Here is a 25,611-nt window from a genome sequence, read left to right as displayed (position 1 = left end):
TAAGGCAATTCATATTTATTTCATAATTCTACTTTAGTATACCGCCTGCAGTTTTCGGAGATAGACACATGTTAAGCAAAATAAACCATCGCATATACGCCCTGCCTGCGGTGTTATTTCTGCTTCTTTCTTTAATCTTCATATCTGCAGGCGCCTTTATTCAAAACGACGAACGTGCAGCCCGAATCTCCAAAGCCCAGTCAGTTGCCGAACAAGTAAAGATCAGTCTTGAAGTGTTCTCAAATGAACGCATTAAAGCGGTGCATAACCTTATGCAGAACTGGCCCACCTTTGAACCAAACCAAGTGGATTGGTTTAATGCTCAAGCCCTGTCGTTAATGGGTATGCAACAAGGATTTTCCTCGCTAGTATTTGTTGATGCCACTGGAAAAATCGCTTGGGTAACAACGCCCAATACGGGTATCAAGACGCGCATTGACAATACGCTTATTGGGAAGCCAATGGAGGCGCTAGGATTAAACGTCTCTAGCCTGTCTGAAAATTTAGAAAGTACGCTGCTTTATTCTCAGGAAGCTGAACATCATTTTATCGTAGTAGGCAGAGCCATAAGCCCTCAAGAACCCGATCACGGCTATTTAATAGCGGGGTTCGATGTTCAAACCATATTGGGGGTTATGTTGGGTGAATTAGTTGGCCCTCAGTTTAACTTCCAAATCTATTCTGACGACGCCACGTTATTTAAAAGCGGCGAATTTGCTGACGACGGTACGATTGTTTCTTTGGCTCCCTTTACGTTTTTAGAAAGAGACTTTTATCTTTCTATGCAGTCTCAGCTAAGCCCTTACAACGCAGGGCTCCTCATCATACTAACGGGCTTACTGATGTCAGCGCTGGTTAGCTACGTACTGCACAAACAGTTAAAGGGGGCGGTTAGTTTATCGCTCAGCCAACAGCGTTACTTAACCGCCAGCGAAGCCTCTCTCGATGCGTTGCTTATCTATCAGCCTAAAGAAAGCGACTTTTCGCTAGTCGAAGCCAATTCCTATACCCGCTATCTATTTCGCGGGGCGTGTGAAGCACTGCGCTCAACGACATTGGCAGAGCAAATGCGGTATTTAGGGTTGAGTCACGAATTTATAAATGCGCAAAACGTGTATAAGGGTGGCATACCTTATGAAGCCCATATTGCCATTGAAAGTACCGAAATTAGCCCTGAATGGATAAAAGTTCAGGTGGTAAAGGCGGGGGAGAATATCGCTTTAACAATAAGGGATGTTACCGAACGTTTTCGTGCCCAAAATGACCTTAAACGCAGCGAGGAAAAATACCGCCGCTTAGTTGATGGGATGCATAGACACTTTGTTTACACAAAAACTGTCGAGCATAATTTTATCTACGTGAGTGCTGGTATTGAAAAAATTCTTGGCTTTTCTGCGGATGATTTTTGCGTAAATGAATCGCGCTATGTACGCCAAGTACCTGATGAAACTTTCCAGATTCGCCAAACCATTGCTCGTGGCGAAAAGCCTGAACCTTATGTCGTTCATTATCAAGGCAAAGTAGGTGAGCCATTGGCGCTAGAGTTCTCCGACACACCAATATTAGATGAGGAAGGCAGGTTAGTGGCCGTTGAAGGCATAGCGCGAGACGTCACTAAGGAACTAGCGCTTCAGGAAGAAGTCTACTTTCAAGCAAATCATGATCAATTAACAGGGCTCTTCAACCGTTATGCTTTTGATGAAAAGTTAAGAGAGATCCTTAACGACACACATCGCAGCAATAAGCAAAACGCGAGTGGTAAAAACGTTGAGCTCGCCGAGCTAGAAGAGAACAATATCGTAAGTCGCGCGGGTTACAATGAGGTGACCTTCTTAAACATGCCTCATGCTCAACACAAACAAAGTGTGATGTGCTTTATCGACATGGACCGTTTTAAATTGGTGAATGATAGCTGTGGTCATCCCGCTGGCGACAAGCTACTGAAAGAGATATCTACCATATTCAGACAGTATGTAAACGGGCAAGACTTGCTAGCGCGAATAGGCGGAGATGAATTTTGTATTATATTTCGTAATCAAAGTTTAGAAGAGGTGACCAAGCGCCTAGATAAACTATTGTTGGCTATCTCCAATTACCGTTTTGTATACGACGACAAGTTGTTTTTTGTGGGCGCAAGCATTGGCGTAATCGAAATAAACGAAAGCACACAAAGCGCGGAAGCATTGATCAAAGCTGCCGACAATGCCTGCTATAAAGCAAAACACTTGGGGCGAAACCGTTACTTTGTGTTTCACGACAACGACTCACAAATGGCCATCGACGATAGTGAGAATCAAGTACTGCATGCCTTACACCACGCGCTGCAAAACGATGGCTTTGAATTATATAGCCAAGCTATTATGCCGCTTAATGTGCCCAATGAAGATAAAGCGGGACACCTTCAACATTATGAAATATTGCTTCGTCTAAACGCTAGAGAGGGCGGTCTTATCAGCCCAGGATTATTTATCCCGTTAGCTGAACGTCACGGTTTAATGAATAAAGTGGATTTGTGGGTGGTAGATAACACCCTCAAAACCCTTGAAAGTAACCCAGCGCATATTGATAACGTTGGCAAAGTGGCTATTAACTTATCGGGCATAACGCTAGGTGACGAGATGGCTCTTCATAAAATTACGCAAAGAATGCAAAGCACGTCGGTACCTGCAGAGAAGATTTGCTTTGAAATAACAGAGACAACGGCGGTAACGAATTTAAGTGCCGCTAAACACTTTATATCCACGCTGCGAGATTTAGGTTGTAGCTTTGCCTTAGATGATTTTGGTGCAGGTATGTCGTCGTTTACTTACCTTAAGCACCTTGACGTAGACTACGTGAAGATAGACGGTTCCTTTGTGCGAAACATTGTTCACGATCCAATTGATCATGCTACAGTTACTGCGATTAATAATATTGCGCACAGTATGGGTAAACAAACGGTAGCTGAGTTTGTAGTGGACAACGCTACTGCAGAGGTGCTTAGAGAGCTTAAAGTCGACTATGGTCAGGGCTTTGCTTTAGATAAACCCAAGCCACTGGCGCACAGAGTTCAATGGCGAGTAAAACTTGCCTCTGCCTAAAAGGAAATAATTATGGGTTTATTTGATACCATTATGGGTAATGCGAGCGAGACAAGCGCTTCTGATGTACAAGAAGAGCTGACGCCCATACTCGCGGCTAACGAGACCGTTACTTCTGCGTTTAAATTAGTGCGCGATTTAAGTGTATTCACGAACAAGCGCCTGATCCTTATCGATAAGCAAGGGCTTACTGGGCGCAAAGTGAACTATCACTCTATTCCTTACAAATCGATTACGCAGTTCATCGTTGAGACGGCAGGACACTTTGATACGGACGCCGAGCTTAAAATCTGGTTGTCGGGTAAAGCCGATCCTATTGAGATTGAGCTGAGTGCGTCGTCTGCGCAGGCTGTACAGCAAAACCTAGCAACCCAGATGTTTAGCTAGGCACTATTGCCAAGCTAATTTAAGGCTAATAAAAAGAAAGCGAGCAGTATAAAACTGCCCGCTATTTTAGTTTCTTTCTTTAAGATTTCGTTTCCACAATGGTTAGCTCATTATTGCAACCTCTGGCAAAAACATAATCTATGAAAGGTTTAGAAAACAACGCTAACACTTGCTGAACAGGTGGTTGTGCCTGCTTCACACACTTGATAACTATAAGTAGCACCGCCTTTTGAGCTAAGAGCATCGGTATACGCGCCGTCGTTTGCTGTGGTAGCAATAACACTTCCGTTGCGATATACATCAACATTTGACGACGTAGCATCAGCCCAAGAAAGATCTACACGTTGTGTGCCTTTTACTTTGTAGCCTGTAGCCGTAAGGGTTAAGTCGCCGGTGCCGCCTGTATCACCGCCGCCGTTATCGCCACCGCCATTATCGCCACCGCCGTTGCCGCCAGCGCAACCATTTTGCGTAAGGTAAGCATTCATATCGGCCGCTTGGGCGATACCATAGCCAAAGAAGTCGTCTTTACCTGGGGCGCCTGCGTCCATTGCAGTTGCTTTAAGCGCGCTACGGATCTCTTCACCTGTACACGTTGGGTGATTTGACCATACCAGCGCAGCAATACCTGCAACGGCTGGCGTCGCCATTGAAGTTCCGCTCATGTAGCCGTAGTCACTTGCGCCAATTGAAATGTCGATAGTAGATGCTGCTACTAATGCGCTTCTATCTTCGAACGCTGCACCTACAGCAGGGATTGAGGTATTGTTAGTATCACCTAGCGTGCCGTAAAGCATGCCTGGTTCGTTGTTGATAATAACGGCACCTACACCACCAGATAGTTCACAGTTGTTAACCTTGTCGTAGAACGACACGCTACCGCGGTCAATAACACAAACCTTGCCCGCTGCGCCAGTATCTACCGCATCGCCTAAGCCTAGGAAGTAAGTCGCCGCTGATACCGTACCGGTATTTTCCATCGCCGATGATGCAAAGCCAACACCGTCAGCGCTCATTGCAGATAGTGACGCGCCGCCTGCAGGATAGGTTGAAAGGGTGTCTACGCCACCTGCAGTTACCTCAACACAGATAGTTTCGTCGGTAGTAACGCGCTTACCGCGGCCAGAGCTACATGATGGATATTGAGAAAAGTCCGCAATATTATTATCCGCATCGTTTGCGCCAATCATCATCACTGACGAGTAGCCTGCAGGATAAGAACGAACGCTATTGCCGTCATTTCCAGCAGCAGCCACAACTAAGCCGCCCGCTGCAACGAAGTTTTTAAACGCGTTTTCTTCTGTAGAGTTTGCGCCACCGCCACCAAGGCTCATGTTTATGATGTTAGCACCAGCCTGAGAACACAGCTGAGCTGCTTGTGCTAAATCTGATGAATAGCCCCAGCCAGAAGCGTTAAATACCTTGATGATGTGCATATCAACGCCAGGCGCCATGCCCACTACACCAAAGCCGTTATCAGCCGCGCCGATGGTACCGGCTACGTGTGTGCCGTGAGGGCCACCATTTTCAAACCAATTACCAGTGCCAATATCATTATCGCCGGTAATTGCAGACCAGTTGAAATCAGCATTCGATGAATCTAGCCCTGAGTCAATAACACACACTTTCATGCCAGCGTTGCTATCAAATGCAACTTGGTCAGCCTGCGATTGATAAACAGCGTATGGCGTTAATTGGGTTTGTGTTGGGTCGCCCGCGTCATCGTTAAATAAGGCCATTGGCACGCGTTTTAGGTCAGCTTCAACTAATTTAACGTGTGGGTTGTTAAGTAACCCTTTCACGTCACTCAAAGATTTACCGCTGAACGTCGCAGCGATGAAGCCATCGGCATCAACGTGAATTTCTGCACCAGATTGTTTTGCCAGTGCTTTCACAATGCCTTTTGCGTTGTTGTCTACCTGAATGATGTAACGGTCGTCGTCTGCAAGTGCTGTAAAGCTTGAAAGTGCTAAGCCAGCTGCGATTAAAGATGGGGTAAATTTATTATTTTTCATAGGTACCACTCTGTTTCACCTGTTGTTTAATCCCACCTTTTTGATTGTTTTTTGTGGTGGGTAAGCAATATGCTCGTTTTTGAAACTACACTATGAAAAAAAATTTAACAAACCTTGTAGCAAAAAATTATTATAAAGTTTAATAACCAAAAAAAAGGGTATAAAGATAAATTATCTTTATACCCTTATATTTCAGTTGTTTATATTTACTTAATCGTTCTATTGAAAAAATTGGTTATGGTTTTGTATAAGTGAATGCCCGTTTGCTTGCCACGAATACTGTGCTTCTTGCCAGGGTAATCCATAGTTTCAAACGGGATGGCCAAGTCTTGAAGGTGCTTGTATAGCATAGTCGAGTGAGTAAACAGTACGTTGTCATCCGCCATACCGTGGTAAATTAAAAGGTCGCCTTTAAGATCTTTTGCGTAAGGGAATACTGAAGATGCAGTATAAGCATCGTCATCCGTGTTTGGGTTACCCATGTAGCGTTCCGTGTAGTGGGTGTCATATAGGCGCCAGTCAGTTACAGGCGCACCCGACACTCCAGCTGCGAAGTAATCGCCCGCTTTGAACATGGTCATGAGAGTCATGTAGCCGCCATAGCTGTGACCGTGAACACCGATACGCTCAGCATCAACATAAGGAAGTGTGCGCAAGAACTCTACGCCCGCAACCTGATCGTCCACCTCAATAAAGCCCATTTTTTTGTAAATAGGATCTTCAAAGCCTTTACCGCGATAGTTAGAGCCACGGTTATCTAACGTGAATACCACGTAGCCTTGGTCAACCCAATGTTGGAACAGCAAGCCACGGTTGCCAGCCCAGCTGTTAGTCACAACTTGTGCGTGAGGGCCGCCGTAGAGATAAACGATTACAGGGTGTTTCTGCTCAGGGTTTTGCTTGGCACTGTCAGGCGTGTAAATTCGATACTTAAGGGTTGCGCCATCTTTTGTGGTGATGTCACCAAACTCAGGTGCTGTCCAGCTATCCATATAGGTGTGCAGCGGGTGGCCTTCTTCAATCTTGTTCTCTTCAAGCCAGGTAATTCGCTCGCCGCTGGCGCTATTTAGGCTAACCTGTGCAGGTGAATTAATGGTCGAGAAACGATCGATAAAGATAGAGGCATCTTTGCTAAACGCAGCGCTGTGATATGCGCCTAGTTCAGTGATACGCGAAATCTCGCCGCCCTCTAAAGGCACGCTGTAAACATGACTTTCAAGTGGCGTGTCTTTGCGACCAGAGAAATACAAACGGTTGTTTGCGGTATCTATAGCTTCAACACTGTCTACAACCCAATCACCTTTGGTTAATTGCTTTACAAGCTTGCCGTTATTGTCGAAAAGGTAAAGGTGTTTATATCCATCGCGCTCAGACGCCCAGATAAACTGGCCTTTTTCTTTCAAGAAATAAAGGTCGTCGTGCAAATTTACCCACGTAGTGCTTTTTTCTGTAAGCAGTACGTTTTCTTTTTTACTATTAAGATCGAAGGCGCGAAGTTCTAAGGTTTGCTGATCTCGCGTTTGCCACTGGTAGGTAAATGTGGTGCTGTTTGGCATCCACTTGCCTCGTGCAAAATAAATGTCTTTATCTTCGCCTAAATCAACCCATGTGCGGTCGCCAGAACTGATGTCTTGAATAGCAAGTTCCACCAACACGTTCGGCGTGCCTGCCTTAGGATATTTTTGTTCGATAAGTTTGATATCGTCAGCATAAATTTCAGAGCGGGTGATCACGTCTACCGGGCTTTCATCCACCTTGGTAAATGCAATTTTTGTTTCATCAGGTGACCACCAATATCCAGTCATGCGGCCCATTTCTTCTTGCGCCACAAACTCCGCCATACCAAACTTGATGTTGCCGCTACCTTCTTTGGTAATGGCGGTTTCTTTACCTGATTCAATGTGTTTCACATAAAGGTTCTGGTCGCGAATAAACGAGATGTAGTTACCTTTTGGTGATAATTTAATATCAGTTTCAAAAGCGTCAGTATCAAGTAACTGTTTTGCGCCCTTTTCACCGAGTTTGTGATAAAACACGTCGCCGCCTAGCGGGAACAACAACGCTTTGCCATCGTCAGACCATTGGTAGCTAACAATACCGCTGCCTGATAAGCGCATACGTTCCCGTCGCGCTTTTTCTTCATCAGAAAGCACTTCTTCGCCGCTTTGAAGGTCGTTTGAATCGAACAGCATGCGGGTTTGACCGCTTTCAATATGGTATTCCCATAAATCTAAGCGTTCATAGTCAGTTTGTTTACCTTTAAGGAATGTAACGCGCTGACCGTCAGGTGATACTTTTAATGAACGGGGGGCGTTGCCATCCAGTGAAGGTGAGGAGAAAATACGCTCAATTGTGAGCGTTTCAGCGTTTAAAGCAGTAGAGAGCATAGCGGCTCCAATTAAAAGGGCTTTTTTCATTTTTATCTGCATATTTGACTGTCGAAAGTTTGATTGTAGTTATATCAATTTATGATACAAGGTGCGACGTATGAAATCCGCAATGGTGCTAGGAGCGACAGGTTTAGTAGGACGAACGCTTGTAAATATGCTGTTACAGGACAGGCGTTACAGTGAAGTCACGTGTTTAGTTAGAAAGCCTCTTTCTTCGAGTATGTTTAGAGACCCTTATAACAAATTAAAACCTGTTGTTATCGACTTTGATTACTTTCAAGATTACCAAGGTTATTTCAGCGTAAACCATGTGTATTGTTGTTTAGGTACAACGCTTAAAAAGGCAGGCTCTAAACAGGCATTTCGCCGCGTCGATTTTGAATACGTCCATGTGGCAGCCCAGCTCACCCGTGCGCAACGCGCAGACAGCTTTGTCTGGATATCTTCGGTAGGTGCCGATGCGAAAAGCAGTAACTTCTATTTGAAGGTAAAAGGTGAGTTAGAAAATGCGATTATGCGTATGCCGCAACTGCCAAATGCCGCGGCGGTAAGACCATCTTTATTGCTTGGTGACAGAGAAGAGTCACGCACTTTAGAAGATTTAGCACAAAAAACCGCACCTATTTGGCAAAGTTTGATGAAGGGACCACTCAAAAAGTACCGGCCAGTACACGCGATTGATGTAGCAAGAAACATGATGTCGCTGCAGCGCTGGTAGTGAACTATCATAACCTTAACGTGAAGCGTTTTAGAACTTGGTATAGAATGCGTGGCTTTTAAACGTCTCGGTAACTCAATCCTCTATGTTTCGCTGCAAACAATTTACGGTGACTCAAGACCGCTGTGCGATGAAGGTGAATACAGATAGCCTGATTTTAGGGAGTTGGGTGAACGTCGGTGCTGCCGCGCATATTCTAGATGTTGGGACCGGCAGCGGCATACTAGCGCTAATGATGGCGCAAAAAGCCGTATCTTCATCGAAAGTCGACGCTATAGAGATAGACGATAACGCTGCAGCGCAAGCGGCTTTTAATTTTGATAATGCTAAATGGTCACGCCAGCTGTCTGTTTACCATTGTGATATCTGTAAATTTGAGCCGCCTTGCCTTTATGATCTGGTCGTTTCAAATCCCCCATACTTTGATGAAGCACTCAAAAATACAAACGCCTATAAAGCTCAAAGTGAAGCTCGAAATCTGGCAAGGCAAACATCAGCCCTTCGCCCCGATACACTTTTCAGCGTAAGTAATGCGGTCTTAAATGAAGGAGGTAGCATGTATTGTTTATACCCTTCATCTTTAGACGCCGACATAGTGCAGGTAGCAGAAACTTACGGTCTCCAGTTGCAGAGAATTCTTTACATAAAACATTCAAAAACCAAGTCGCCTTATCTTTGCGCCTTTCATTTTATTAAATCTTCTTCCGCGTCCTCATTACATGGCTGTAAGAACACGCAGGAACAAAACACTATGGTTAGTAAAAATATACTGACGATAAGGAATGAAAAGGGTGATTACACGGATGAATATAAAGCGCTTTGTGAGCCTTTCTATTTGAAATTTTAATGAGCATTAGCACAGGAATATAGACTCAATGAATATTGTTGCGGAAGCTTTTGGTGCGATTGCTGTAGTTCTGAACTTCATAGGCTATCGTCAAACAAATGTGGACAAATATTTACTTATCTCGGCCTTTGCTTTAGCGGCGTTGAGTGCACATTTTTTTATGCTCGACGCAATGGCTGCAGGGGTTGGTACTCTGCTCGCGAGCGTGCGTAACTTTATTGCGATTAAGCATAGAAGTAACGTTATCCTGTTTTTATTTATCGCAATAAATATGGGGTTCTTGGCCTATGAGTGGTTCGTGCTCAACCACAACTGGATAATATTTGTTGCCTATACGTCATCGCTTATTTTCACCGTTGGCTCTCTTGTCATTAGAAATACCCACACCATTAGAAAAGTATTCCTTGTTGCCGAAACCCTAGGGCTAATTTATGCCATTTCTGTTGGCAGTATTTTCGGTACAGTATTTAACGTGAGTAACTTAATAAGCATTGTCAGCAAATTGAGAAAGCCTTAAATATTGAGGTCGAAAATAGTGTTCCCCTTGTCGTATTAGGCATATACCAAAGTACCGTATACCAAAGTGCAATGGGCTAAAGTTCAATTTAAAATTAGGTATGTAAGCGTATCATTATTAATCAGTGAGTATAGTTTCAGTAATTTTTCCTTGAGATGAGCGGAAGTAGACTCTGTATGCAGTAGTGAGGAGAGTATACGCGATGAACTCAATTGATAATTCTAAAAAAGTTGAACGCTCTGATTTGCTTGAACAATCATTTCAAAGCGCCATTAACAATGGTGCGGCGGTCAATGTATATGAGCAAGCCCAATTTTTCCGAAACGCCGCTTCGGCAAACGACAAGCCACGTCTAGTTGAAGCTCGAACCAGCCTAGAGACAGAGACGCTTTGGAAAAAGCGACTCTTTATGCTGCTGGAAGCTGAAAACAAATTGTTAAAAGTTATACGCTTACGTAAAATTACTGGTATATTTACAGTATTGAGTGTGGCTGTTTTTATATTTTCCCTGTTTGTAGCCCCTTCGATGTCTCCTAAAGCATTTTACAGCTTGGTCGCTGTGGCAGCATTTGGTATAGCCACTTACCCAGCATGGTTTTTACTTTCAAAAAGCAATAGGAAGCGACGAGACCAAATCTCTAGTTTGTTTTACAAGAGCAATCATGAAGTAGAGACGGCAGATGGCAAAATGACCTTAATAAACAGGGCGAACTATGCAAGTGTAACGCAAATACACATACTGGATCGCAAACTTGGATTATTCCCAAACACATAGGCATCATTATACTTCCAAGCTAATCGTAGTACTTTTAGTAGCGTCCCTTATTCTTGGGGCGTTACTGCTAGCGCCCATGGATGCACTCGGGCAACTTCTCTCTTCAATAGTCATTCTTATTTTCATATCGCTTTGCAGTAAAGAAGCGAGGCACACTCAAAAATATCAGCATTTATTTCGCGTGTTCGCACTGGTGTTAGCAATAGCCCTTAGTGTTAGATACTTATTATGGCGAGGTATTTACACGCTGACTTATTCTGACTTTCTTTCAATGATAGCCGTCTTGTTGCTGTTTGGCGCTGAAATATACGCCGGCGTCACATCTGTACTGGGGGCTATCGTTAATGCGTTTCCACTCAGTCGACCTTTACTATCTCTAGAAGGTGTAGATAGATCCACACTGCCTAGTGTAGATGTCATGATCCCAAGCTACAACGAAGATGATGATATATTAGAAGTAACCATTCGAGCCGCGAAAATGCTAGATTATCCAAAGGATAAACTTCATATTCACCTGCTTGATGATGGCGGAACAGACCAAAAAATTAATGCTGAAAACCCAGCTTCAGCAGCGTCGGCAAAACAACGAAGAGAGAGGCTTCAGGGCCTTTGCGAACGTTTGGACATCACCTACCACACGCGGGCAAAAAATGAGTTCGCTAAGGCAGGTAATGTTAATAGTGCAATTCAAAATACCACTGGTGATTTAATAGTTATCTTAGACGCAGACCATGTGCCTACCGCTGACTTTTTAGATAGAACCGTCCCTTGGATGCTCAAAAACGAGAAAGTATTCCTTGTTCAAACCCCCCATTTTATGGCGAACCCTGATCCCGTTGAGCGTAACTACTTCTCGGCATTCACTCGTATGCCGTCAGAAAACGACATGTTTTATGGAACCATACAAAAGGGGTTAGATTACTGGGGAAGCTCATTTTTCTGTGGTTCTGCTGCGCTAATGCGTCGGAAACATTTAGATTTAGTTGGCGGTATTTCTGGCGACTCCATTACCGAAGATGCAGAAACTGCCCTAGATTTGCACAAAATGGGTTACGAATCTGTGTATGTTGATAGGCCCATGGTGAGTGGTTTAGCGCCAGAAACTTTCGATGCATTTATTCAACAGCGTATGCGCTGGGCTCAGGGAATGACTCAGATTCTACTGCTTAAAAAACCTTTTAAAGCCGAAGGTTTAAAATGGTATCAGCGAGTTGGCTACATGAGTTCAATCATGTTTTGGCTATTTCCTTTTGCTCGGATTATTTTTCTACTAATGCCGCTAGCGTATCTTGTATTTGGCCTTCAGGTTTATCACGCCTCTATACTGGAAATTTTTGCGTTCACACTGCCCCACGTTATAGCCACTTACATGATTTCCACTATGCTGTTTGGGCGAACCCGATGGCCTCTGGTTTCCGAGCTTTATGAGATACTCCAATGTGCGTTTACGCTAAATGCTCTGATCAAAGTCTTTTTAAAGCCAAGGGCCCCTTCATTTGTGGTTACGCCAAAGGGTGAAAGCCTAGAAAAAACCTTCATATCACCGTTATCCAACATCTTCTATTGGTTGATATTAATCATAACTTTTGCTCTGGGTAGTGGGGTTTATAAATTTATTACAGAACCGCTTACGAGAGAGTTAACGGTAGTAGTAATGCTATGGAATATTTTCAACTTAATTTTATTATTATCGGTTCTTAGTGTTTTACTTGAGCGAAAACAAGTAAGAAGCCAAGCGCGACTGCCAGCAACAAATAGCGTTGTGATTAAAACGAGTACCGACGAAGCCTGGGTGGGGGATCTGGTCGATCTTTCATTAGGAGGTGCGCGATTAAGACTAAAAGGGGCAGGGGCGCTTGTACCTGAAAGCGCTACTTTTACCTCGTGGAGTCACGCACTTAGTAAAAATGTGCATATACCCATCAAGGTACTGCACTACGACAGTTCGTCGAAAATATTGAGGGTGCGTTTTGCCCCTCAAAACGACGAACAAGAAAACGAAGTTGTCGCTTATTCACTATGTGATAGTTTGCGTTGGATGTCATTTCAACGAAGAAGAACAAGAGCTATTTCATACTGGTTTGGCGCAAAACACGTGCTAAAAGTCGGGCTAAAGCCGGCTTTACTGCATATGCTTGTACTAATGGGGAAATTCTCCGGTAAATTAGGATTACTTGCTAAGCCGGCAAAGGAAAATCAATGATAAAAAAATACCTTATTCCACTATGGCTTTTGTGCATGCCTTTTACCCTTGCAGCACAAACAAACTCGTACCGACTAACCGATTTTTACGGTGGTGACGGAACGGTTCGACTTCAAGGTAAATCCGCGTCGGTAGACATTCCCATTCCCCTGAGTTTCGTCGCAGACGTGGATAGCGCCCTATTAACGCTTGAAGTGGTGAGTTCGCAAGCCTTAATTAGAAAGCGTTCGCAGCTGTATGTCAGATTCAACAATGCAACCATCGGACAGATTGCTTTTGACCCTGACAGACCTTCCCTTGTATCTGAGGTTACTATTCCCAACGCTCTCTGGCGTGCGGGGTTTAATTCACTTACTCTTGCGGTGAGCCAGCACTACGCAGAGCAATGTGTAGACGGCAACGCACCGGAATTGTGGAGTGAAATCAATGTGTATAGTTCTACATTAAAGATAGCCACCTCAATCAATGAGAAGCGTTTCACATTAGATGCATTGAGCGGGTTCTTTAACCCTGGGATTGGAGGGCAGCGCAACGTTCACCTCTATACTGCACGCGAAGTAAACCCATTATTAAAGCAAAAAACACTGCCCATTGTTGCGCAGGCATTGGCCCTTCGAAATCAGTACCAGCCACTTATTATCCAGCAGGAGAGTTTTGATGATGGCTACGTGCTTCCGCAGACCGAAGATGATTTTTGGAATGAGCAAAACATAGCACAATACGAGCGCACCGCGTGGTACCTCGAGCCAGAGCAAGAGCAACCTGTTCACGTGCTAGTGGGTACTGTTGAAGCTTTATCGCCAGTGTTATCTGATGAAGTGATCAACGATATCGACGGCGCATTTTTAAAAGCGCAGCGCACCCCAGCCTTTGTGAAAGACAAAAAGATTATTGTGCCAGCTAGCTATAGGCTGATTGTAAGTGGAACGACACAAAATGAAGTGCTAGAAGCGGCCAAGGCCTTGGCGGTTATGGATGATGCTATCAACCCCGTTTCTCAGGTAAAGGTGCTTTCTCAGTCTCAAATGCAGCCAGATACTCTGCAGCGTAACCGTATCTTGAACCCTGATAACCACTATACGTTTGAAGATTTTGGCGTACCGACAACGCAATTTAGGGATGAGGGCGACTTTAACAAGCGCGTATCCTTTAGGCTACCCGCTGATTTTTATGTTCCTGAAAACGCATCGGTCAGTTTGCTTTTAGATTTCGGTTACGGTGCAGGATTTGGACCTGGCTCAGTAATGAACGTAAAAGTAAATGATGAGTTGGTCCACGGCTTGGCACTTAACAATATTAATGGTCAATCGTACAGAGATTACCAGTTACGCATTCCTGCTCGATTCTTCAAAGGCGGCGTTAACAATCTAGATTTTGCAGTTACCTTAAGACCTCCGCTCGCCGGCGTAGCGTGCGACGACGTGCCAGGGTCCCATCTCGTTTTTCAGCTAGATAACTCTTCGGTTATTGAGCTTCCAAGTGCGGGACATGTCGCAGTGCAGCCCAATTTAGCCATGCTCTCTGAAACTGCTTATCCATTTGCGCGCTTCAAATCTGCGCCTGTTTCGAGTATTGCAATACCGTCAGATGACTACTTGAATACGGCGTTAACGTTGTCTGCTAAGTTTGCGCAAGCAGCTCAAGCTCCGTTACTAAACGTTGAAATCGTATCGGGGAGTGATATTTCTGCCGAAGGTTCGGTCCTTGTGCTTGGAACGCCAGATACCCTTTCAAGCATTGAGCAGGAAGAATTTAGTACAGCAATAGATGCGACTAAGCGCTGGTCTTACAGACTTCAAAATAATCTGTACAACCAAATAAGAAATATGACGGATGACAAGTCTTTTAAAGAAATGCGAATTGATGGAAACACTGTACAGGAAAGTGATTTGGGGGCGCAGGCGATACTCACAGCGCAAGCACACCCCGTTTCATCAGACACCGATACACTTTTCATCATGGCTGCGCAAACGCCAGAGTTACTTCAAGCGAGAGTAGAAGACTTGGTTAGCTTGTCGTTGTGGGGGCAAATGGCAGGGGATTTCTTTGCTTGGAAAGATGCGTTATCGCCATCGCTTATCATGCAAGTAAGTGAAAAATATGAAGTGGGTGAAGCTGACGATAACTGGCTGCACTTAAGACTTTGGCTTTCCAACAATCCTTGGTATTGGCTGATTGGCTTTATCATTTTGGTCTTTATCGTAAGCATGGTGATTTACCTACTGCTTAAACGTAGAAATGAACAAGTACAAGACTCATGGTAGCGCTAAGAAAAGCAACAAGGGCGCTGTCTTTTATTGGCTTTTTGTGTGTTCTGATGTCTTGTACTACAAAAGACGATAGCGAGTTCAAAGCTCAGTTCATGGCCTACAAAGCGCTATTTATTGATGGCGGTCGCGTAATTGATACGGGAAACGGTGACGTTTCCCATAGCGAGGGGCAGGGCTACGGTATGCTTTTCGCTATTGCCGCCGATGATAAAGAGACCTTTGATGCACTATGGCAATGGACTAAAAGTACGCTTATGCGTAAAGATGGGCTCTTTAGTTGGCGATATCGACCGTGCACCGGCAGCCCGTCTTCTTGTATTGATGATCCTAACAATGCCTCTGATGGAGATTTATTGATTGCGTGGGCGCTTTTAAGAGCAAGTGAAAAGTGGGGCGTAAACGAGCTTAAAGAAGATGCGCGAAACATCGTCGGAGCGATTGAAAGCACCCTGTTGGTTAAGTATGACAAGGCCGTTTTACTTTTGCCGGGTGAGTACGGATTCAGTGTAAAATCAGATGAAATCACCAGCATGCAGCTCAATATGTCCTACTGGATTTTTCCGGCACTTTCTGAGCTATCGTCCCTTTCATCAACGCCATCAAAATGGGACAACCTCTTTGAAACAGGCTTGTTTCTACTTTCGAATATGCAGTTTTCATCTTACCGTTTACCGAGCGACTGGGTTCGCTTTGAACCCAAAAGTGTGGACATCGATAACGATAAGTTTAAAGGCAGGTTGACGTTAGAAAATGTCGTATCACCAGAGTTTGGTTTCAACGCCGTTCGGATCCCGCTCCAATTAGTTTGGTCTGAAGGCGTTCGAGACGATAATGAGTTAGCAGAGCGATTGCTTGAACCCTATTATGAGTGGTGGGCGCTTGAACCAACCCCTGCGACAATAAACCTGCTTACCGAGCAAACGGCTGAGTATGAAATGACAGACGGCATGCGTTCGGTGAAACTTGCAGTAGATGAAATTATGAATTCGAAAGCCGCAAAATGGCCCACAGTTAATCGAAAAATGGATTACTATTCAGCCAGCTTAACTTTGCTTTCCATGCTAGCAGTAGCGGATAACGCCTCGTGAAAGATACATTTAAACGTACTGCTCTCGTGCTTGCTTTGGGTGCCATAACGGCTTTACTTGTGCCAACCCAGGCTATTGGGCAAACAAAAACAACCTATAAAGAGAAGGACTTAGGTCTTCTACCATCACAGCAGGTGCAGCCGGATTTGACCGGTCTTTGGTATCATATCAACGAGCGACAGGTGAAGCAGGCCAACGACGAATTTGGACGTTTAAAGGCGCTTTACCCTGGGTGGCAAGTACCAAAAGAAGTCGAAACTGAACTAAACAGACTAAATGGTAGATTAAAAGGTACATTAAACCCTGTTCCTGTAAAGCCGCTAGAACCAGACGAGCCCAAACGAGCCTCACAAGAGCGCGAGTCAACGCTTCTCAAAGCGTCACCAAAGGTTTCGGCGCTAGAGGAATTTGCTCAGCGTACGCCAAAGGCCCGCGCCAATGCCTCAGAGCAACAAGTGAGACGATTAGTTGAACTTAGTAACCAATTGAAGCGAACAGACTTTTATTTGTTGATGGGATGGACCGCTATCGATAAAGGTATGCTCGACATAGCGACGAAGCAGTTCTCTTTGGCGTTAGAAACGGCTGTACGTGACATAGATAAGCAGTCGGCGCAGCAGGGACTTGATAGCGTTACGGGTATCTGGTTACAGCAAGCGCTAGCGTTACGAGACTTTGAAGCGCTTGAAACCTTCCTTGAGCTAGATAACAGCAACTATGTCAAAGATGTACTCATAGGAGAGGCGTGGCAGCAATATGATGCTAAAAACTATATATTTTCTGAAGCGCTCTTCCATTTGGTAGATGATGATGAAGGTAAGTATTTAGCGCTGATTGCGCAGGAAACAGAATCCGCTAAACAAGACGCTTTCGCTTTAGCGTGCAGTATTAATACCGACGTTTTTATTCGTCGCTGTGCTGATGCGCTAGCAACGCGACAAGCGCAGTTTTATGACTCAATGCGTTACAAACAAAGTATTGAGGCGGGTGAAGCACTTTCCCAGTTAAGGCGACTGAGTCTTGATGAGCAAGCCCTGATTGGTTGGGCTGCGAAAGAAATACAAGATACTACAACCGCCACTGCAGCTTTTGAGCGTGTGTTATCGAAAACGCCAAATGATAGCGTTATTGCTAACGAACTGGTTTCACTTAATCAAAGTGACGATACCACATTGAATAGGTTGGCACTTAAATACACTGAAGTAAAACGTATTTTGCAAGAGCGCACTACTCGCAATGCTTGGCCAAGAAAACAGTTTTGGCTCGCTTATCAAAACGACGATCCACGAGGGGTTTTATCACAAACTAAAGATGGTCTAAGTGCTGTCTATGGAATGAATACCCGCAGTCGAAGTGGCGGAGAAGGGCTTGGCAACTTCGACGTTCTGTCGCAATATGTCGGCATTGGCAGCGGTTATAAAAACTGGCTATGGCAAGTATCACTCGACTACAAGCAGTTCTATAGCGGTCGTCCACAAACTAATGATTGGTTTGGTGATAGGCAATTAGGCAGTACATTTTCAGGAATAAGCGGTTTTGAAGATACAGCCCTTCGGGCTGAAGCGTTTTATCAGGCTCCAGACATTAATTTTTACGTTAATTTAGATTATGCCATGTTTGACCAGCCTGTGAAGGCGGAAGTGACAGGGCAAATCTCGGCAACAAAGTTCTTAGCAAATACTACCGTCGCGGCTACCTTATTTCGAAAAGCGAAAGAAGATAGCTTATTAAGCCAGACCGGCACATTCTATACTGACCATACGCAAGCTTGGGGCTACGTTATAGAAAGTGGGGTTCGGGGTTTGGTGGCTCACTCCATAACTGACAAAGTGTCTGTCGCAGGAACGGCTCAGGTAAGCCGACTCGAAGGCGAACGCGTTGCCAATAATAGCTCGCTATCAGTCCGTGGTGATATGAGTTATGACATTGCAAGTTTGGTCTCCCCCAAACTTGATTATTGGCGTGTTGGGCCATTCTTGAGCTATACAAGCTATGATAAAAATTTAAGTGGCTTTACGGTCGGCAATGGTGGCTACTTTAGCCCAAGCCAGTTCATCAGTATTGGCGGCTATTCAGAGCTATTGACGCTTGAAGCACTTAACTGGCAAATTAAGCTACGAAGCTCACTTGCGTTTTCACGTGTTGAACAAGACGATGATCTGCGCTTTCCTACAGGAGAAGCGTTTCGTCCTCAAGACTTAGATGAGGCTTTTGGTGAAAGCTCAGATACGGGCTTAAGCGGCAACTTTATGGCTGAGGGCCAATATCGTTTCAACGACAACTGGATTGCGGCAGGTTATATTGGAAAAGCGTTCGCTGTTGAGTATCAGGCGTTTGAAGCGGGAATTCAAATTAGATGGAGAGCAGGGAAAGGTGATGGCGTTACCAGCGATGAGTTGTTGCTATCATCCCCAAGAATAAGCGGCTTTGCATTGTAAAGCCGCTTCCAACTGCATTCTTTGCTATCTTTTCTTAAGATTTAAAGATTTTTTGGACGCTAGCTAGTCTTTCTACGCCTGGTTAGCATAAGACATCCTGCGCCAAACAAAATAGCGATTGAAGCCGGTTCACTGACGTTAATAGCGCCAAACCGATAGTTATTTATTTGGCCTGTGGGCGCAACATAGGTTTCGCCATTGTCATTAACCAGCTCCTTGAACGGCGTTTCAAATCTATTAGCAACCACGTTGCCATCAACATGACCATTGTAAAAACTTAGCTCTGCGTATGGCGCTAGTACACTACCTTTTACGCCCACACTGTGCAGGGTAAGATCTACAGCATCAACAAAATTAAATAAAATATTGTTAGTATAACGACCATCGTGACGCTGGCCGACATTGTTGTCGTTGTCTCTATACTGGCCGTTCTCTCTGAAATATTCATTTTCCTGCGTAAACGCGGTATTAAAGAAGCCAGTATTGAAAAGCTCTACCGTCTCACCATACACATTAATAATGTTGTAGCTGGTGGTAGAGAAATCATAAACAATGCCTTTGTCGCCAGCGCTAAACCAACTTGAATCAATGTTATAGATATTTATATCATCAGTGCCAGAAAAGGTGATGGTATGTAGTTTAGTGGTATTAGGATCGCTGCACGTTATCGCTTGTTTGGGATCCTTTACGTCTGTGCAGGACAATGTTGTTGTACCATTCGCGGTCATTGACGCAAATTCTTGAGACTGCGCTGTAGCCTCAGCTGCGATCCCGTTAAAATCAATGTTATTGACGTCGACTTTGTTCACGCTGCCCTGCTTAACAGAAGCGGCTTTTGAGCCATTAATTGCCGAGAAGTTATTGATGTCGTTCAGCGTAACAACGCCTTTCACTTCACTACTATCAAGCTCAACGCCGGACTCAGCAAAAACATTTCCGTTTTCAACCTGAGAGCCATATTCACTGGTATTGCTAATACTGCCATAAACGCTATTAGGCCCACCAAGCTTGACGGTGTTCGCGTAGACATCACCGGAAACTACTTTTGAATTCCCTAGTTTTACGTCGCCTTGCGATGAAATACCGCCAGATTCGACAGTAGAGTTGATTAGGTTTACGGTCTGCTCGGCATTTACTGCCTTATCGAAAGAGAGTTCAGAGCCAAATACCATACCCGATACGGTAGTCGAGCCGCCGTGTACGTCGCCGCGAGTGAAATGCAGGTTACCACCTACAGCAAGCGCCGACTCTGATAAGTCTGGAGACAGCAATAAGCCAACGTTAAAGTCGGTGACGCGCATCTCTCCACCAACAGCAAGACGACCTTCTACATCAGAAGACTTTCCTTCAAAATCTTGGAAGATAAACGCGTTGTAATTAAACGCTTCGCTTAATTCAATTTTGGCTGCCGACACCTGAGGTGCTGACACCACTGCTACTAATACAGCAGTGTTGAGTATTGTTTTGTGCATAATGGCTCCAGTGACATCCGAGTCTGGAACCGAGTTTCAACATGGATTTTCCAGACACACCGAATAGTACGATCTGAACAAAATTCATGCGATAGCACAAGAGATACTTTGGTATAAGACCTTATACGAAAAAAGCCACCCGAAGGTGGCTTTCATATATTTCATAAGTTAATAAGAGCTTGTTAGCTACTCTTCTTAACCAAAACGGATACTTTATCGATACCCGCAATTTTAACTTGGTTCATTACTTCTACCACAGTACCGTGCTCACTGTCTTCGTGTGCCTGGATTGCTGCCGTATCTGTATTGTTTTCCGCTAAGTATGTCTGTGCGTTAGCTACAACACGACGAATATCAACTTCACGACCACCCATCATAATTGTGCCATCGGCATCAATACGAATAGAAAGCGCTTTTGAAGGCTTATCGTTTTTAGCTTGATTATCTTCAGGACGGTTTACATCTAAACCTTTCTCTTTCACGAACGAGGTCGTTACGATGAAGAAAATCAACATGATGAACACGATGTCCAACATGGGGGTCATATCAATCTGAGCCTCGTCTTCAGCCGAGGTATGCTTCTTTCTTTTCATCTCGTCTTCTTTCTTCTGTTACGTTCGAGCCATTTAGTATACTGCTTGTTACAAAAATATACAGACTTTTGTATAAAAACAGTGTGCTCATTAACACTTGTTGTTGAAAAAATACTCAGTTTCACGGTAATAAAACAACAAACTATGTTTGTTTTCGTGAAATAGCGACACCTAATTGGTAAAAATACAACATCAATGCCTGATTGAGTGATGTACGCAAGTTACCATGAGGATAAATGCCAAGTCTAGCTTCCGTTGATTTTTTTGTCCCTTGCACCAAGAACGCATTTTTGATCTCGTGATCTTGGATGCAGGCTTCAAATGCCCGGGCAGCCATCTCCTGAGGCATAGCATAATAATACATTTTTAGCGCGCGATCAGCTTCTACGGATCGCACAAAGTACTCATTTGGCCTTTTTTGATCATTTAAGAAGAGCTGAGAGAAACAATCGCTCAATTTTTGATTCAATGGGTGAGGGTTCATAGGTGCATTGTCCAGCCATGCCTGCGTTGCAAAGCTACCTGCACCAATGCCGTCGAACATGCGTGGTGCTATGTAGTGATCGAACGCGTGAAACCATTCGTGTGCTAACGCACCGGCACCAGCGTTTTTAGCCAGTGCAAGCTGTCGCTTTGCGCTATTGTAATGAGCACTACTGTGTTTTTGTCCTCCGCTACCAAAAGCAAGCGATAGGGAACCGTTCAGCGACAAAACCTGCTCGTTAATGTTTAGGATCGTAACCAGATCGTAAAGCGCATCAAAAAATAAATTGGCTGCGATCTGCTGTTCTTCAGCCGTTACCCATCGACCCACAGTGATCGTAGCGAAATTGAACAGCTTGCGAATATCTTGAAATGAAACGTCAGCGCCGTCTCTGTGGCTTGGACCATTGCGATAAAACTGCTGATGAATACGGCCTTTATTTTCCAACGCTGATATCCAAATATAATGCGGGCTTAGGCCATCGAGACCAGCAACTGCTCACACCATGCTTCGATGCGTGCGTCTGTTTTGTCGTATTGGTTTTCATCGTCAAGAGACAGGCCAACAAACTGAGCTTTATCTTCGGTTAAGGCTTTTGATGCAGTAAACTCATAGCCTTCATTTGGCCAGTAACCGACTATCTTGCAGCCTGAGGGCAAAATTGCATCGTGGAGCATACCTAACGCATCTTGGAACCATTCTCCATAACCGAGCTGATCGCCAAGGCCAAACAGGGCAATAGTTTTCCCAGATAAATCTAAGCCGTGAACCTCTTCCCAGTGAGACTCCCAATCCTCTTGGAGCTCGCCAAAATCCCAGGTTGAAATGCCGAATATAATAATGTCGTAGTCGGCAGTGCGCGTTAGATTCACGTCCTTGATGTTATGAAGGTCAACAATGTCTTCGTCAAAAAGGCTATTGAGCTGCGCTTGGATTTTTTCCGCCGCCATTTCGGTATAGCAGGTTGTGGAGCCGTAAAATAATCCGATGGACAGTGCGCTATCACTCATTAGATACCTCTTTTGAACTAATCGTCTTTAGAAGTTGGGAATTCTACCTCTTTACCGTTGCTCAACAAAGCCTTGCACTGAACATCAGTGTTTTTCTGTGAAATTTTTAATACACCAATGGCGCAACCGTTGAATAATTCACCATACCCCATGCTTGGTTCCCTTGCTTTCACAGACATATTTCTACGTCGGGTAAATACGTTGAGAGGTGACTTCGAGCGGTAAAGCACGCGGTTTAACCTATCTAACCATTTTATCAACCCATCGGGAAAAGCGTTTTTTAAACCGCTACACGTAAACTGAGTAATATGAGGGCTATTGCGTCTGAAGCGCAGACGCACATCGTATACAAAAGAGTAGTGCACATCGCCAGAAAGAATAATGAACTCAGGCGGCGTTTTGTAATGCCTGAAAATATTTAAAATTACGTTAGCCGTACCTTTATGGGCCATCCAGTTCTCAGCATCTACGGTGAGGGCTTTGCCGAAAAAGGTAAACACTTTTTGAATAGCCTCAATGACTTTCACGCCATATATAGGTGCGGCCGAAACCACAATGACAGACTCTTTGCCGATAATGGAATGCTGGAAATCACACAATGCTTCCCAATCCATCAGCCCTGATGGCTTGTTCATATTAGATTCTGAACGCCAGCGCTGTGTGCGCGTGTCTAACACCTCGATGGGAGGGGTTGTATCTATACGGTAATGCCACTGATCAAAGTCCAGCAACTCATCAACAATCTCATTATGGGCGGCCAACCCTTGCTTATCCAACGACGCCTTTACCTTTTGAATCAGTAAAGTTACTTTTTCTGGCGCATTACCCCAGCCCTGGCATAGCAAATAGCCGATAAGGGCGTTGCCAATCATACGTTTCGATAGGGGGTTACCATAGACCTCTTGTTCCCAACCTCGGGTTAAGTTCCAGTCGTCGGTCACGTCATGATCGTCGAAAATCATGTAGGTTGGAACGTGTGCTAACGCTCTACGCACTTGTAAAAGAGGTTTCACAAAGCCGGTAAGCGCTTCATTTTCTTTATCGAATATAGCGTTATACTTTTCTGGGATCCCATCTTTATCAATGACGATATCCGTCCATAGTGTGTCGGACCATACCAGTAAATACATAGCGATAATTTCAGCACTGCCTATTAAGTGATTTTGGGCATTAACTGAAGTAAACACCGGCTTTTTCTTAGCTCCAAAGAAAATTGAAGATAGGACCGTATTGGTCGCAATTTGTGGCAGGAGCTGCTCTCGTTCATAAAAGCCGTGTTCGTGGGTTGCAAGATCACTGGTGTTGTTTACGACCGCTCCCTCAAGTGCTTCGTGATAAAGGCCTAAACGCGCAATTACACAATGTATGGCTTTAAGCATCGGTCCTGCAACGTCGTCAGCGTAGATCTGATCGCCTGTCATCAACAGTAAGTCAGGGAAACTTGCTTTTTCCTCAAACGCGATTTTGTGAAGATTATCTACCTGAACAAGTGCATCATCGCCATGAAAATGGGGCTTTCGACATGAGCCGTGCAAAATTGTTTCTGGGGTGCCAGTATAATGAAAGCTCAGACTAGCCTGATCTTTATAAAGCAAAGCGCGTTGCTCTTTTTCCCACGCATTTTGCTGTTGGTGATCATTAAAGATAAGTTTGTAGTTTATTCGTTCTCTGTCTTCAAATAACGTTGATGCAGAAAAGGTAACTAGATGAATAAACGCGTGCTTACCGACGCGAACAGTGTCGCTTTGACTGTCGCCAGCCAATACCGAATCACCATGAGATAAAGAGAGCGAAGGTGCGTCAGCGTTGCTGCTAACGAGCCACACATGACACGAGTTTGATGTCACTTTTCTAACTATTGGCCCTGCGATAACTTGGGGCAATTGCTGCGTAGAAATAACGCTCTCCTCTGACATAAATTGCGCGAAGCGCTAACAAAACTAACGTTTAAAACGTGAGACACATTCTTAACATAATCAACATGGTGTTTCGCTTTCGATATAACTTTACTCTTTTTTGTGCATAAACGGTATGCTCGTTATACTCCCTTACAATTTTTTAGTAATAGGCCGTGTTGCTCTCTGCTTTAAAAATGTACAGTAAAGAGCATCGCGCCTCAGTAGTAGTTCTCTTTCGCATGAAAGGAGATAGGAATTCAAGACATGTTTAAATACGTAACAAGTGCGGTGATAATGACCATGCTGCTTAGTGCATGCAGTGAGCCGGTAGATGTGGTTATTACGCCTGAACCCAAGGACCTGACAGAAGTAGCAGTTGGTAAATGGATTTTGGATGATAACGGTAACGTTATGTTCGACCCGCAGACATCAGGGCTGGTTGTAATGAACGACACGCTGGTTACAATTGCAGATGCCAGTGCTGATACAGCTCAGCAGTTAAAGCTTCATCATATTTCGCCTGCTACTGCAATGTTGGTATCGTCGAGTGAGCGTTTTTCATTTTCGCAAAATGTGCGAAGAAGTTGCTTTTTTAACTACTTAAATGAAGAACCAGATTTAGAGGCATTAGCAGTAGACCCCAGGGATCCGAATGTAGTCTATACGGTCACCGAAGATGCAACTCGAACAGGAGCATTAAGTCCGCGGTGTGAAACTAAGTATGAGGATACTGGCTCTACTGATTATCCCACGTTACTCGTAAAGCTGACACGCAAAGACAATGGAGCTGTTGAGATGGCAGGCGTGCGGCCGTTGCAATTCCCTGTTGAATTTGAAGTGGGGAACTTTCCTAACGATGGGATAGAGGGCCTGACGATGGCTAATGACGGCACGTTATACTTAGCGTTGGAAAAAGACAAAGCAGCGCAACCTCGTATTTTTTCGTTAAATATTGATGATGATTTTTTTGCGTCGAAGGAGTTTGCAACAGTAGATGAGCCTGATTTACAGCTGCCATCATTTACGTCAGGCAATCATCCTCTCAATGGTTTAGCTATGTATACCCATTCAACGGGGGCGTCTTATTTATTTGGCGCAGCAAGAAACGATAACGAACTTTGGGTAATTGATACCAGCGGCAGTAAAGCCACCAAACGCATTCCCATCACTTTTGACGTGGCAAAAGACGAAAGCTGCGACCAATACACGATGGATAACGCGTCAATGGAAGGTTTAGTGTCAATTGACGATACTCTGTGGATTATCAACGATCCTTGGGAAAAAAATTATTTGAAAAATGCCACATGCGATGCGCACTTACGTCGTTACGAGGATTTGGCCCCTCTTCTATTTTCCCTTAAAATTAACAATGCGTGGTTTGAATAGTTTAAACGATACTCATAAGAAAGGGTTGCCAAGCAACCCT

Annotated in this window: 18 protein-coding genes; 11 read left to right on the top strand and 7 right to left on the bottom strand. The window is 44.4% G+C overall.

Annotated features, from left to right (window positions below; translation table 11 throughout):
* The first annotated feature begins 68 nt into the window (after positions 1-68).
* Both ACM0P2_RS16620 and ACM0P2_RS16615 read left to right on the top strand, forming a co-directional pair.
* A complete protein-coding gene (locus tag ACM0P2_RS16620) occupies positions 69-3,080 on the top strand; it encodes a putative bifunctional diguanylate cyclase/phosphodiesterase (protein ID WP_419226847.1) in 3,012 nt (1,003 codons plus the stop codon).
* 12 nt (positions 3,081-3,092) lie between these two features.
* The gene (locus tag ACM0P2_RS16615; RefSeq protein ID WP_014950757.1) at positions 3,093-3,467 is read left to right on the top strand and encodes a PH domain-containing protein; all 375 of its coding nucleotides are present in this window, start codon (positions 3,093-3,095) and stop codon (positions 3,465-3,467) included.
* 149 nt (positions 3,468-3,616) lie between these two features.
* Here the strand turns inward: ACM0P2_RS16615 and ACM0P2_RS16610 are convergent, their stop codons facing one another.
* Together ACM0P2_RS16610 and ACM0P2_RS16605 are read right to left on the bottom strand one after the other, a co-directional pair.
* The gene (locus tag ACM0P2_RS16610) at positions 3,617-5,482 is read right to left on the bottom strand and encodes a S8 family serine peptidase (protein WP_419226846.1); all 1,866 of its coding nucleotides are present in this window, start codon (positions 5,480-5,482) and stop codon (positions 3,617-3,619) included.
* 206 nt (positions 5,483-5,688) lie between these two features.
* Positions 5,689-7,899 (bottom strand): S9 family peptidase, encoded by a 2,211-nt coding sequence (locus tag ACM0P2_RS16605; protein WP_173360896.1) that lies wholly within the window; start codon positions 7,897-7,899, stop codon positions 5,689-5,691.
* Between the two features lie 70 nt (positions 7,900-7,969).
* Here ACM0P2_RS16605 and ACM0P2_RS16600 point away from each other — a divergent pair, with 70 nt between their 5' ends.
* The 8 genes from ACM0P2_RS16600 to ACM0P2_RS16565 all read left to right on the top strand — a co-directional run bounded on the left by ACM0P2_RS16600 (position 7,970) and on the right by ACM0P2_RS16565 (position 18,728).
* Positions 7,970-8,590 (top strand): NAD(P)H-binding protein, encoded by a 621-nt coding sequence (locus ACM0P2_RS16600; RefSeq protein WP_173360897.1) that lies wholly within the window; start codon positions 7,970-7,972, stop codon positions 8,588-8,590.
* A gap of 130 nt (positions 8,591-8,720) precedes the next feature.
* The gene (locus ACM0P2_RS16595; RefSeq protein WP_419226845.1) at positions 8,721-9,437 is read left to right on the top strand and encodes a tRNA1(Val) (adenine(37)-N6)-methyltransferase; all 717 of its coding nucleotides are present in this window, start codon (positions 8,721-8,723) and stop codon (positions 9,435-9,437) included.
* 28 nt (positions 9,438-9,465) lie between these two features.
* On the top strand, positions 9,466-9,954 hold the full coding sequence (locus ACM0P2_RS16590) for a YgjV family protein (RefSeq protein WP_105930357.1): 489 nt from the start codon (positions 9,466-9,468) through the stop codon (positions 9,952-9,954).
* A 202-nt stretch (positions 9,955-10,156) separates the two neighbouring features.
* Positions 10,157-10,729: a hypothetical protein gene (locus ACM0P2_RS16585; RefSeq protein ID WP_159120387.1), complete on the top strand. Its 573-nt coding sequence runs from the start codon at positions 10,157-10,159 to the stop codon at positions 10,727-10,729.
* Positions 10,707-12,932 carry a UDP-forming cellulose synthase catalytic subunit gene (gene bcsA, locus ACM0P2_RS16580; protein WP_173360899.1) on the top strand — a complete coding sequence of 742 codons (2,226 nt, stop codon included), beginning with the start codon at positions 10,707-10,709 and terminating at the stop codon, positions 12,930-12,932. The genes ACM0P2_RS16585 and bcsA overlap by 23 nt, the downstream gene beginning before the upstream one ends.
* Complete coding sequence (locus ACM0P2_RS16575; RefSeq protein WP_159120389.1) at positions 12,929-15,196, top strand: cellulose biosynthesis cyclic di-GMP-binding regulatory protein BcsB; 2,268 nt, start codon at positions 12,929-12,931, stop codon at positions 15,194-15,196. Before bcsA ends, ACM0P2_RS16575 begins: the two co-directional genes overlap by 4 nt.
* Before the next feature lie 53 nt (positions 15,197-15,249).
* Positions 15,250-16,290: a glycosyl hydrolase family 8 gene (locus ACM0P2_RS16570; protein ID WP_236547228.1), complete on the top strand. Its 1,041-nt coding sequence runs from the start codon at positions 15,250-15,252 to the stop codon at positions 16,288-16,290.
* The gene (locus tag ACM0P2_RS16565; RefSeq protein ID WP_419226844.1) at positions 16,287-18,728 is read left to right on the top strand and encodes a cellulose synthase subunit BcsC-related outer membrane protein; all 2,442 of its coding nucleotides are present in this window, start codon (positions 16,287-16,289) and stop codon (positions 18,726-18,728) included. The genes ACM0P2_RS16570 and ACM0P2_RS16565 overlap by 4 nt, the downstream gene beginning before the upstream one ends.
* A gap of 59 nt (positions 18,729-18,787) precedes the next feature.
* On the opposite strand, the gene ACM0P2_RS16560 is transcribed toward ACM0P2_RS16565, so the two are convergent.
* The 5 genes from ACM0P2_RS16560 to ACM0P2_RS16540 all read right to left on the bottom strand — a co-directional run bounded on the left by ACM0P2_RS16560 (position 18,788) and on the right by ACM0P2_RS16540 (position 24,170).
* Complete coding sequence (locus ACM0P2_RS16560) at positions 18,788-20,200, bottom strand: collagen-binding domain-containing protein (protein ID WP_159120392.1); 1,413 nt, start codon at positions 20,198-20,200, stop codon at positions 18,788-18,790.
* Between the two features lie 182 nt (positions 20,201-20,382).
* Positions 20,383-20,793, bottom strand: a complete 411-nt coding sequence (locus tag ACM0P2_RS16555; protein ID WP_105930350.1) for an ExbD/TolR family protein — start codon at positions 20,791-20,793, stop codon at positions 20,383-20,385.
* Between the two features lie 142 nt (positions 20,794-20,935).
* A complete protein-coding gene (locus ACM0P2_RS16550) occupies positions 20,936-21,724 on the bottom strand; it encodes a CLCA_X family protein (RefSeq protein WP_159120393.1) in 789 nt (262 codons plus the stop codon).
* 26 nt (positions 21,725-21,750) lie between these two features.
* On the bottom strand, positions 21,751-22,287 hold the full coding sequence (gene fldB, locus ACM0P2_RS16545; protein ID WP_105930348.1) for a flavodoxin FldB: 537 nt from the start codon (positions 22,285-22,287) through the stop codon (positions 21,751-21,753).
* Between the two features lie 17 nt (positions 22,288-22,304).
* Positions 22,305-24,170, bottom strand: a complete 1,866-nt coding sequence (locus ACM0P2_RS16540; RefSeq protein ID WP_419227714.1) for an alkaline phosphatase family protein — start codon at positions 24,168-24,170, stop codon at positions 22,305-22,307.
* 279 nt (positions 24,171-24,449) lie between these two features.
* Between ACM0P2_RS16540 and ACM0P2_RS16535 the strand changes: the two genes are divergently transcribed.
* Positions 24,450-25,571: a hypothetical protein gene (locus tag ACM0P2_RS16535; RefSeq protein ID WP_419226843.1), complete on the top strand. Its 1,122-nt coding sequence runs from the start codon at positions 24,450-24,452 to the stop codon at positions 25,569-25,571.
* Positions 25,572-25,611: the final 40 nt, after the last annotated feature.

The sequence above is a fragment of the Alteromonas sp. OM2203 genome (genome assembly GCF_048517045.1).
GTDB lineage: Bacteria > Pseudomonadota > Gammaproteobacteria > Enterobacterales > Alteromonadaceae > Alteromonas > Alteromonas gracilis.
The sequence above is the reverse complement of the archived record's forward strand: the minus strand, read 5'-3'. Positions and strand labels throughout refer to the sequence as shown.

What these genes read in the sequence shown, in the direction of transcription:
- ACM0P2_RS16595 (WP_419226845.1), top strand. Translation starts at nt 8,721, where the DNA reads ATGAAGGTGAATACAGATAGCCTGATTTTAGGGAGTTGGGTGAACGTC.
- ACM0P2_RS16555 (WP_105930350.1), bottom strand. Translation starts at nt 20,793, where the DNA reads ATGAAAAGAAAGAAGCATACCTCGGCTGAAGACGAGGCTCAGATTGAT.
- ACM0P2_RS16535 (WP_419226843.1), top strand. Translation starts at nt 24,450, where the DNA reads ATGTTTAAATACGTAACAAGTGCGGTGATAATGACCATGCTGCTTAGT.
- ACM0P2_RS16610 (WP_419226846.1), bottom strand. Translation starts at nt 5,482, where the DNA reads ATGAAAAATAATAAATTTACCCCATCTTTAATCGCAGCTGGCTTAGCA.
- fldB (WP_105930348.1), bottom strand. Translation starts at nt 22,287, where the DNA reads ATGAGTGATAGCGCACTGTCCATCGGATTATTTTACGGCTCCACAACC.
- ACM0P2_RS16605 (WP_173360896.1), bottom strand. Translation starts at nt 7,899, where the DNA reads ATGAAAAAAGCCCTTTTAATTGGAGCCGCTATGCTCTCTACTGCTTTA.
- ACM0P2_RS16585 (WP_159120387.1), top strand. Translation starts at nt 10,157, where the DNA reads ATGAACTCAATTGATAATTCTAAAAAAGTTGAACGCTCTGATTTGCTT.
- ACM0P2_RS16600 (WP_173360897.1), top strand. Translation starts at nt 7,970, where the DNA reads ATGAAATCCGCAATGGTGCTAGGAGCGACAGGTTTAGTAGGACGAACG.
- ACM0P2_RS16560 (WP_159120392.1), bottom strand. Translation starts at nt 20,200, where the DNA reads ATGCACAAAACAATACTCAACACTGCTGTATTAGTAGCAGTGGTGTCA.
- ACM0P2_RS16620 (WP_419226847.1), top strand. Translation starts at nt 69, where the DNA reads ATGTTAAGCAAAATAAACCATCGCATATACGCCCTGCCTGCGGTGTTA.
- ACM0P2_RS16575 (WP_159120389.1), top strand. Translation starts at nt 12,929, where the DNA reads ATGATAAAAAAATACCTTATTCCACTATGGCTTTTGTGCATGCCTTTT.
- ACM0P2_RS16570 (WP_236547228.1), top strand. Translation starts at nt 15,250, where the DNA reads ATGTCTTGTACTACAAAAGACGATAGCGAGTTCAAAGCTCAGTTCATG.
- ACM0P2_RS16590 (WP_105930357.1), top strand. Translation starts at nt 9,466, where the DNA reads ATGAATATTGTTGCGGAAGCTTTTGGTGCGATTGCTGTAGTTCTGAAC.
- ACM0P2_RS16615 (WP_014950757.1), top strand. Translation starts at nt 3,093, where the DNA reads ATGGGTTTATTTGATACCATTATGGGTAATGCGAGCGAGACAAGCGCT.